Annotated in this window: 11 protein-coding genes and 1 pseudogene; 8 read left to right on the top strand and 4 right to left on the bottom strand. The window is 37.1% G+C overall.

From position 1 onward, the window contains the following. Positions 1 to 156, top strand: a pseudogene (locus WBG45_RS06925) (glucose-6-phosphate isomerase); the annotation flags it as partial. 401 nt (positions 157 to 557) lie between these two features. Here the strand turns inward: WBG45_RS06925 and WBG45_RS06930 are convergent. The 3 genes from WBG45_RS06930 to hxlA form a co-directional block, all read right to left on the bottom strand. Then, entirely contained in the window at positions 558 to 1,550 is a 993-nt protein-coding gene (locus WBG45_RS06930) for a Gfo/Idh/MocA family protein (protein WP_424413194.1), read from the bottom strand. Positions 1,551 to 1,697: 147 nt separating this feature from the next. Continuing rightward, positions 1,698 to 2,255 (bottom strand): 6-phospho-3-hexuloisomerase, encoded by a 558-nt coding sequence (hxlB, locus tag WBG45_RS06935; RefSeq protein WP_424413196.1) that lies wholly within the window; start codon positions 2,253 to 2,255, stop codon positions 1,698 to 1,700. 8 nt (positions 2,256 to 2,263) lie between these two features. After that, a complete protein-coding gene (gene hxlA / locus WBG45_RS06940; protein WP_424413198.1) occupies positions 2,264 to 2,896 on the bottom strand; it encodes a 3-hexulose-6-phosphate synthase in 633 nt (210 codons plus the stop codon). A 194-nt stretch (positions 2,897 to 3,090) separates the two neighbouring features. Here hxlA and WBG45_RS06945 point away from each other — a divergent pair, with 194 nt between their 5' ends. Further along, positions 3,091 to 3,465: a winged helix-turn-helix transcriptional regulator gene (locus tag WBG45_RS06945; protein WP_424413199.1), complete on the top strand. Its 375-nt coding sequence runs from the start codon at positions 3,091 to 3,093 to the stop codon at positions 3,463 to 3,465. Between the two features lie 213 nt (positions 3,466 to 3,678). Here WBG45_RS06945 and WBG45_RS06950 read toward each other — a convergent pair whose 3' ends face one another. Beyond that, positions 3,679 to 4,224, bottom strand: a complete 546-nt coding sequence (locus tag WBG45_RS06950; protein ID WP_424413201.1) for an N-acetylmuramoyl-L-alanine amidase — start codon at positions 4,222 to 4,224, stop codon at positions 3,679 to 3,681. Positions 4,225 to 4,367: 143 nt separating this feature from the next. On the opposite strand from WBG45_RS06950, the gene hprK reads away from it, so the two are divergent. From hprK to WBG45_RS06980, 6 genes are all read left to right on the top strand, one after another. Then, positions 4,368 to 5,303, top strand: coding sequence for an HPr(Ser) kinase/phosphatase (gene hprK / locus WBG45_RS06955; RefSeq protein WP_024534005.1), 936 nt, complete (start codon positions 4,368 to 4,370; stop codon positions 5,301 to 5,303). Positions 5,304 to 5,330: 27 nt separating this feature from the next. Beyond that, entirely contained in the window at positions 5,331 to 6,143 is an 813-nt protein-coding gene (lgt, locus tag WBG45_RS06960) for a prolipoprotein diacylglyceryl transferase (protein WP_424413203.1), read from the top strand. A 17-nt stretch (positions 6,144 to 6,160) separates the two neighbouring features. Continuing rightward, entirely contained in the window at positions 6,161 to 7,099 is a 939-nt protein-coding gene (locus WBG45_RS06965) for a nucleoside recognition domain-containing protein (RefSeq protein WP_424413205.1), read from the top strand. Then, positions 7,096 to 7,752, top strand: coding sequence for a pyrophosphatase PpaX (gene ppaX / locus WBG45_RS06970; RefSeq protein ID WP_424413206.1), 657 nt, complete (start codon positions 7,096 to 7,098; stop codon positions 7,750 to 7,752). Before WBG45_RS06965 ends, ppaX begins: the two co-directional genes overlap by 4 nt. Next, complete coding sequence (locus WBG45_RS06975) at positions 7,749 to 8,276, top strand: acyltransferase (RefSeq protein ID WP_424413207.1); 528 nt, start codon at positions 7,749 to 7,751, stop codon at positions 8,274 to 8,276. Before ppaX ends, WBG45_RS06975 begins: the two co-directional genes overlap by 4 nt. Before the next feature lie 134 nt (positions 8,277 to 8,410). Continuing rightward, positions 8,411 to 9,162, top strand: a 752-nt coding sequence (locus tag WBG45_RS06980) for an ATP phosphoribosyltransferase regulatory subunit (protein ID WP_424413209.1), incomplete at its 3' end; no start/stop codon positions are given.

Raw genomic sequence — 9,162 nt, forward strand, 5'->3', positions numbered from 1 at the left:
TTCGAAAAGGCATGTGGGATTAGCGGATATTTGCTCGGAGTGAACCCGTTTGATCAACCTGGAGTCGAAGCATACAAGAAGAATATGTTTGCTTTACTTGGTAAACCAGGCTTTGAAGCTGAGAAAATTGCTCTTATGAAGCGTTTAACTAAATAATACTTTCTGCTTATAGATTGTATTTAAGAAAAAAAGGGGCTAAGTGACATGTTCACTTAGCCTTTTTTCATGATTTAGAGGTAAAGCAGTAATTTTTGATTCATAGTGAATCAAAAACACCGTCAAAAAAGAGAATATTTCTCGAATTTGAGATTTAGTTGTAGAAATCAAATGTTTAGTTGTGGAAGTTAAATAATGGAAATAAAAATCCGCTTCATAATCACAATATAACGGGCAAATGTACGCTTTTGGATATAATGCATTATCTACAATAAATAAAAAAAGGATAGGCTAGTGACGTAGTCACAAACCCATCCTTTTTATTACTAGGTAAAGCGTCAGAAGCGGACTGGAAAACTGTCATCCTCAATAGAGATAATCAAAGTTTTCCTTTGCAATTGTTAGATTACTTTTTCATCATTGGGAAATTTAAGACCTATCTCTGCTCGCACTTTATCCACCACTTGCATTGTGGTATATGTGTTTGCAAAGGTGTTTACATTGGATTCGATTTTCCCACTGTTAATTAAATCAATAAATTCTTTGACTTCATAATACATAACAGGGTGTGATTGCTCGATAGATAATTGCTCAGTAGTACCGTCATTGTAGTGAATTTCAATTTGTTCAGGAGAGCTAATTTTATCTATAATCATGCTGCCTTTTTCTCCTTGAATTTCGCTTGGCAAAGAAGAGTTGGTTATTTTGGAATACATAACAACTGCATCTTTATCGTCATAGCTTAAAACGACGCTCCCCTCACCATCGACACCTGATTCAAGCATAATCCCAGTTGCCTTCACTTCATTTGGTTCTCCAAACAATGTAATAAGTGGATATAAACAATAAACACCAAGATCCATTAATGCGCCATTTGCAAACTTTGGATTAAAAGCATTAAGTACAATGCCTTCTTTGTATTTATCATATCGAGAAGAATACTGACAATAGCTTGCAAAATATCTACGAATTGGTCCAATTTTATGTAGGTTATCTTGAATAACCTTGAACCCAGGAAGTAAAGTTGACTTCATGGCTTCCATTAAAAGAACTTGATGCTCTTGCGCGGCTTCAATCATTGTTGCTACCTCGGCTGCATTTGCTGCTAATGGCTTTTCACATAAAACATGTTTGCCATTTTGCAAAAATAAAATAGCTTGTTGTGCGTGAAATGAATTAGGTGACGCAATATACACCGCATCAATTTCTTCACTACTTGCCATTTCTTCTAGGTTTGTAAATAGTTTTGTTACACCGTAGTTGCTCGCGAATTTTTCTGCCTGCTCAGTCGTGCGAGAATAAACTGCTGTTAGTTTAAAATCCTCTATAGCAATTGCTGCTTCAAGTAATCTTTCTGTAATCATATTAGTACCAACTATACCTATTCGAACCATATAATCGACCTCTTTTCTTTTTTATAGACCTTACTTAAATAAGATACCCTCCATCAAGTATAACCACATGGAGATATGCATTAAAGACCGCAAATTTCTAAAAGAAATTAATGCGGTCTTCAAGTCTACATATTTTTTAGATGAAATCTATTCGAGATTGGCATGTTTGCCATACATTCTATTAGAGTCCAATCCTTTTTTCTCCATGATACGCAAAATCAATGCATCGTAAAATAATAACATTGTTTGCTCAAAAAGTGACCCCATAGGTTGTATTGTCTTGTATTCACTTTCGGATTTATCTTTTGGTGAACCAGGCAATTTAACTATAATGTCAGCAAATTTCCCTATCGTGGATTCAGGGGAAATCGTTACAGCTGCGACTGTCCCGTCCAAGCATTTTGCCTTTTCGGCTATAGAAACCAAGGTCTTCGTTTCACCTGAGCCAGAACCAATGATTAAAAGATCGTCTTTTTCTAAATTAGCTGTAACGGTTTCACCGACTACATAGGCATCAATCCCCATGTGCATCATTCGCATCACAAAAGATTTGCCCATAAATCCAGATCGACCTGCCCCAACCACAAAGACTTTCTTGGATTCAAGAATTTTGTTTACCAGTTTTTCAGCTTCTTCATCAGCGACCAAGTCGACTGTCTGGTTTAACTCTTTTATGATTTCAGCTAAATATTGAGTCGTCTGCATTTTTGTCACTATCCTTGTTTAATCATTTTTTGCATTTGAGCAGCTACTGCTTTTATGTCTTCTTGTCCAGTAATACCGCCGCCTACAATAACAAGATCAGGTTGAGCTTTAATGACTTCTGGTAACGTTTCTAATTTTATTCCACCTGCAACGGCAGTTTTTGCATTTTTAACAACGCTTTTAATAGTTGCAAGGTCTTCGAAAGAGTTTTGTCCTACAGCCTGGAGATCATAACCTGTGTGAACACAGATATAGTCTACGCCAAGTTCATCAAGTTCTTTTGCACGTGTTGCGATATCTTTCACAGCAATCATATCAACTAGGATTTGCTTACCATGTTTTTTAGCTTCTTCTACGGCACCCAGGATAGACGCGTCTTCTGCAGCTCCAAGAATTGTTACGATGTCGGCGCCTGAAGCAACAGCTTGGCTTACTTCATATCCTGCTGCATCCATAATTTTCAAGTCAGCTAAAACAGTTAAATTAGGAAAGGCTTCTTTCATTGCTTTAACAGCTCTAAGACCTTCATTAATTACAACTGGTGTCCCGATTTCTACTACATCAATAAACTCTTCTAACTCTTTAACCAATTCGATTGCACCTTGTGTATCTACAAGATCTATTGCTAATTGAAGTTTCATTTAATAATCTCTCCCAATAAAATAGTATTTTTTTAGCAGTAACTCTCGTATTTCGCACTATTAGTGAAACCAACTAATTGATATTTACTAAGGGTGCAAGGTTTAGTATACTTAGTGTGTCATCGAATTGAAAGTACGCACTTTTTTCGCACATAGTGCTAAAAAGTATACTGTAAAAAGTGGAGGTGAAGTAAATGCCGAATTTGGGAGAGAAAATGTTTAACTGTGAAAAAGAATTAACTTTATCTATTATTGGTGGAAAATGGAAGATGCTGGTATTGTGGCATCTAGGTAAAGAAGGCACCAAACGCTTTGGTGAACTCAAGGCACTCATGCCGGGTATTACGCAAAGGATGCTTGTTAATCAATTACGTGAACTTGAAGACCATTTGATTGTACATCGCGAAGTATATCCTGTTGTTCCACCAAAAGTTGAATACTCACTTACTGAACAAGGAAGAAGTCTTATGCCGATTCTCGATGCCATGTATGATTGGGGCAAAATTTATATTGAGAACAATTTGGAAGACAAAACTGAAATGATCAGACCGTTAAGTAACAAAGGATAGTATCTTAATGTTTGGAAACGGATGCTTCAATTCAAAGACCACGGGTAGCCCTTTTATTAAGGTGCTGGCCGTTTTTTGGTGTTTATTAGAGGTGAATTAGTGGATGGTCTTCTTTTTAATTTTTGGTAGTAATTCAAACCAGACAATTGAAAGAACACACAAAAAAACGGCTAAAATGATTAGCCGATTTTAGGGATGAGAAATATCCATATTTTAAGCTAACCAACATAGTACTCCGAACGCAACCGCTTGTGCACATTGTTGTTGATAGCTCTGACTTTTTAATAAGTTTGCTTCTTCTTTATTGGTCATAAATCCGCACTCAACTAAAATAGCGGGCATGGTTGTTTCACGTAGCACTGCAAAATTACCTTTTTTAACTCCTCGATCTTTTCTGGAAGTGCGCATTTGCAATGCTTGTTGTACATGGGTAGCCATTACTACTGAGGCTTTACTAGGTTGTATACAGGTGTAGGTTTCAATTCCATTTGCAGCATTCCAGTCAGTACCATAGGCGTTTGCATGAATCGAAACAAATGCATCAACTTTTAATTTATTGGCTAAAGTGATTCTCTCCGACAAGGTGACATCTCGAGTATTATCGTGAGAAAAAATGACGGTTATTCCCTCAGCTATTAACAGCTTTTTAAGTCGCATAGCTACAGCTTCGTTAAACATAAATTCTCTTAGAGTTCCATCGGGTGATCGTTTACCAGCTGTTTGTGGTCCATGACCCGCATCAATTATTATTTTCTTCATTGTACATCCCTCCTAAAGCCTAAATAGGAGGTAATAGTGGAAAAGAGACAACGCCAAGAGAAATTCATTTCAATTTTCCAACCACATGATAAAATAAAGAACATATCGGATCATTCGAATTTCGAAGAAAGTAGGTGATATTTTTGGAGCAAGTGACTACGAAAGACGTAATGGAAATGTTTGATTTAAAACTTGTTAGTGGTCAAGAAGGGATCGGCAGACATATTGCCGTTAGTGATATTTCACGTCCCGGTTTAGAGATGGCTGGTTATTTCACACACTATCCAGCAAACCGTGTTCAATTACTTGGCAAAACAGAACTATCATTTTTTGACATGCTGTTACCACATGAACGAATAGAACGTATGAAAAAATTATGTTCACCTGAAACACCTGCCATTATCATTTCGCACGACATGAATGTGCCAGAAGAACTGAAGATTGCTTCCAATGAAGAACATGTGCCAGTCCTTACTGCAAAAATGGCCACCACTCGTTTTTCAAGTTTACTGACAAACTTTCTCGAAAGTAAATTAGCACCTACCACTGCAGTCCATGGTGTACTTGTTGATATTTATGGTGTGGGGATATTAATTACAGGAAAAAGTGGTGTTGGTAAAAGTGAGACAGCGTTGGAACTTGTGAAAAGAGGGCACCGACTCGTCGCTGATGATTGCGTGGAAATTAGACAAGAAGCTGAAAATACGCTCATTGGAAATGCACCAAAACTAATTGAACATTTACTAGAAATTCGTGGAATTGGGATTATCGACATTATGACTTTATTTGGTGCTAGTGCCATTCGCAGTTTTAAACGAATCTCAATGGTAATTGATTTGGAGATTTGGGATAAAAACAAGACGTATGATCGGTTAGGTATTGAAGAAGAGAAAATGAGAATCATCGATACAGATTTGACTAAAAATACGATTCCGGTTCGACCTGGTCGAAACTTAGCCGTTATTATAGAAGTAGCAGCGATGAATTATCGTTTAAAACGAATGGGTGTCAATGCGGCAGAAGAATTCTCCAACCGTTTAAATGATGTCATTAGTCAAAATGAAGATGCTACATATTAAAAGCCAGCAGTTTGGAAGGGGAACAACATGAATTTTTTACTTGGAGCAATTGATCCAATAGCCATTTCTTTAGGACCGATCGAAGTAAGATGGTACGGAGTAATTATCGCGTTTGGGATTGTTTTGGCATTTCTTGTAGCACAAAGAGAAATGGTAAAAAGGAAGTTTCATCCTGATTTTTTAACAGATTTATTGATTTGGGCAGTACCTTTAGCCATATTAGGCGCTCGACTATATTATGTTTTCTCTAAATGGGACTATTATTCTCAAAATCCCGGTCAAATTCTTCAAGTATGGGAAGGTGGCCTCGCAATACACGGAGCATTGATTGTATCGTTTATCACAGCTTATGTATTTACAAGAAAACGTAAAGAATCATTCTTGAAATTAGCGGATATTACTGCGCCTAGTATTTTAATTGGGCAAACTATCGGGCGCTGGGGTAACTTTATGAACCAAGAAGCACATGGTGGTCCTGTATCACGTGCCTTTTTGGAAAATATGTTTTTACCAGATTGGATTATCAATCAAATGCGTATTGATGGCACGTATTATCATCCAACATTTTTATATGAATCGTTATGGAACTTTACGGGTGTTATCATTTTGATCTTGTTACGTCGCCTTAACTTAATACGTGGAGAAATGTTCTTATTCTATATCATCTGGTATTCATTCGGAAGATACTTTATTGAAGGAATGCGTACTGATAGCCTTTATTTAATTGGTGAAATTCGCACCGCTCAAGTGGTATCAATTATTGCAATAGTTGTAGCAATTATCATCATTGTTTACCGTCGCGTGACAATTAAAGAACCTGTGCGTTATAAAGACGCATAAGTAAGGAAGTCATAAATATGTCTACACTTAAAAATGGATTACTAGCTGGATTGAAAACTTCATGGACGCTTAGTAAGATTATTTTCCCGATTACACTATTACTCGTTATTTTGCAGCATACACCAGTGTTGCCGTGGATCATCGAATTGCTAGCTCCTATCATGGGGGTATTTGGATTACGAGGGGATGCGGCGATTCCTTTAGTATTAGGTAATGCCCTTAACTTGTATGCAGGGATAGCTGGAATTCTATCATTAGAATTGACTGTAAAAGAAGTCTTTATATTAGCTGTCATGTTGTCCTTTTCACATAATATTTTTATCGAGACAGGCGTTGCCTTAAAAGTTGGCGTTAAATTATGGGTAGTCTTGCTCGTGCGCTTTGGATTAGCGGCCATTTCTGCAATTGTGATTAACCTTGTTTGGTCAGGTGGTTCAGATATTGCAAAGTATGGTATGGCGCCTAAAGTATCTGATATACCCGAAGGCTGGATGGAAATTATTTTATTGGGGTTACAAAAAGCTAGTTTTGGGGTATTACAGCTTGCAATGGTGGTTATTCCACTAATGATTATCATTCAATATTTGAAAGATAAACAGTATTTACAAAAATTTTCACAAAAGCTTGCACCTTTCACAAAAGTGCTTGGTATTGAACCGAATGCATCCATGACACTTGTTTCTGGTTTAGTCATTGGCTTAGCATTTGGTGCAGGAGTGATGATACAAGCAGTTCAAGAGGACGGGGTTAGTAAAAAAGATGCGACACTAGTCTTTATCTTTTTAGTCGCCTGTCACGCAGTTGTAGAAGATACACTCATATTTCTTCCACTTGGAATTCCAATTTGGCCATTATTCTTATTAAGACTTGGCATTGCATTTGTATTAACGATTGTAGTTGCAACGGTTTGGAAACGAGCTGAACAAACGAAACGAAAGGAAGTGTTTACTTCATGACATCGCAGCCAATAACTACACTTCTTTTCGATTTTGATGGCACCTTGCTTGATACAAATGAGCTGATCATTCAAACTTTTTTAAGTGTTCTGGGTAAACGATATCCCGGGCGTTTCGCTAGAGAAGATGTTCTACATTTTATTGGACCATCTTTAAAACAAACATTTGATGATATTGATGAAAGCTTAACTGACGAGTTGATTTTAGAATATCGTGCATGGAACATTGAAATGCATGACCAAATGGTGGTCGAATTTGATGGAGTAAGTGAAACGCTTCGCTTATTAAAAGCACGTGGTCTTAAAATGGCCATTGTGTCAACGAAAAAGCATGATATTATTCTACGCGGCTTAAAGTTCATGGGAATAGAAGATATCTTTGAAATCGTTATTGCTTTAGATGACGTAGTTAATCCAAAACCAAATCCTGAACCAATCTTGTTAGCACTTGAGAGATTAAATGCTACACCACAAGAAGCATTAATGATTGGTGATAACTCGCACGATATCGAAGGCGGTCAAAATGCACTTGTACGGACAGCTGGAGTTTCATGGACGGTAAAGGGCGAAGAATATTTAGCCACGTTTAAGCCAACCTATATGTTGAAACATATTTCGGATTTACTTGAGATTGTTGAGTCTCCTTCGCTATGAGAAGAACGGAACGTTTTCCTGTCGAAGGGGCCAACTCACTATGGCATATATATAAAACAGTATCGATATGGAAAGTGATGAAAAATTTTATCGTTATTCAATTAGGACGTTATAGTCCTTCATTGCCATTCAAAAACTTCCTTTACCGTCGCTTTCTACATATGAAAGTGGGAGACCAAACTTCATTTGCTTTAATGGTAATGCCGGATGTGATGTTCCCAGAAAGAATTAAAATAGGAAGAAATTCAATCATTGGCTATAATACAACTTTGTTAGCACATGAATATTTAATAGATGAATATCGAATTGGTGATGTTGAAATCGGTGATCAAGTTCTAATTGGTGCAAACTCGACGATTTTACCAGGGGTACATATTGGAGATGGAGCCATTGTTTCGGCGGCAACTCTAGTGCATAAAGATGTTCAAGCAGGAAGTTTTGTGGGTGGCAACCCGATGAAAGTAATATATACAGCTGATGAAATGGCGAATCGTCGTTTAAGAGAATCAGAAAAGACCTCATGAAGAGAATTCAAAAGCTTCATGGGGTCTTTTGTATTGACGCAACTTGTCAGATACGTTAAAATAAATTTTATTTCACTCTAGTAGTATGCTAGTGCGCTAAAGTGAATTATCCTTATTTAGGAAGTGAATAATGAATGACACCTATAAGAAAATTTGAAAAACCACTTGGTATGAGAGACTCTTTCCCTTTAATTAATGAGAAAAAGGAAAAAGTGCGTGACATTGGACGACGATTTTTCCAATCACGTGGTTTTGATTTTATTAAAACACCCACGGTCGAGTACTATGAGACGATTGGGAAATCTTCAGCAATACCGGACTCTTCATTATTTAAGTTAGTAGATCGTCAAGGAGAGACATTGGTTTTAAGACCCGATATGACGACACCAATTGTTCGTGTAGCAACTTCTAAATTGTTAAAAGAGCAAATTCCTTTGCGACTCGCTTATTTTGCAAATGTCTTTCGTGCACAAGAACATGAAGGTGGGAGACCTGCAGAATTTGAACAGATGGGCGTCGAGTTAATCGGAGATGACTCTGTTTATGCTGATGCAGAAATGATTATAACTGCTTCAGAATTTGTTCAGGAACTAGGAATAGATGAATATCGCTTAACCGTTGGACATGCAGGTTTATTGCAATCCATTTTGACGCAACTTACCCAGTCCGAAGAACAAGTGAAAGAATTAAGTAAATTACTAGTAGAGAAAAATATGGTTGGATTTGAAGATGCAGTGAGAACATTCGGACTTTCCAATGAAGACGAGCAGCGTTTTATGGAATTTATTGGACAAGCTTCTAATGTGCAATCCATTCAACAGTTACGTTCATTTATTGATGAATCAAATGATTCACAAGTGAAGATGTTTTCTTATCTTAGTGATTT

Source organism: Paenisporosarcina sp., from assembly GCF_049671445.1.
Lineage (GTDB): Bacteria > Bacillota > Bacilli > Bacillales_A > Planococcaceae > Paenisporosarcina.

Excerpts from the sequence above, each read along its gene's own strand:
- WBG45_RS06930 (WP_424413194.1), bottom strand. The coding sequence starts at position 1,550 with ATGGTTCGAATAGGTATAGTTGGTACTAATATGATTACAGAAAGATTA.
- hxlB (WP_424413196.1), bottom strand. The coding sequence starts at position 2,255 with ATGCAGACGACTCAATATTTAGCTGAAATCATAAAAGAGTTAAACCAG.
- hxlA (WP_424413198.1), bottom strand. The coding sequence starts at position 2,896 with ATGAAACTTCAATTAGCAATAGATCTTGTAGATACACAAGGTGCAATC.
- WBG45_RS06945 (WP_424413199.1), top strand. The coding sequence starts at position 3,091 with ATGCCGAATTTGGGAGAGAAAATGTTTAACTGTGAAAAAGAATTAACT.
- WBG45_RS06950 (WP_424413201.1), bottom strand. The coding sequence starts at position 4,224 with ATGAAGAAAATAATAATTGATGCGGGTCATGGACCACAAACAGCTGGT.
- lgt (WP_424413203.1), top strand. The coding sequence starts at position 5,331 with ATGAATTTTTTACTTGGAGCAATTGATCCAATAGCCATTTCTTTAGGA.
- WBG45_RS06965 (WP_424413205.1), top strand. The coding sequence starts at position 6,161 with ATGTCTACACTTAAAAATGGATTACTAGCTGGATTGAAAACTTCATGG.
- ppaX (WP_424413206.1), top strand. The coding sequence starts at position 7,096 with ATGACATCGCAGCCAATAACTACACTTCTTTTCGATTTTGATGGCACC.
- WBG45_RS06975 (WP_424413207.1), top strand. The coding sequence starts at position 7,749 with ATGAGAAGAACGGAACGTTTTCCTGTCGAAGGGGCCAACTCACTATGG.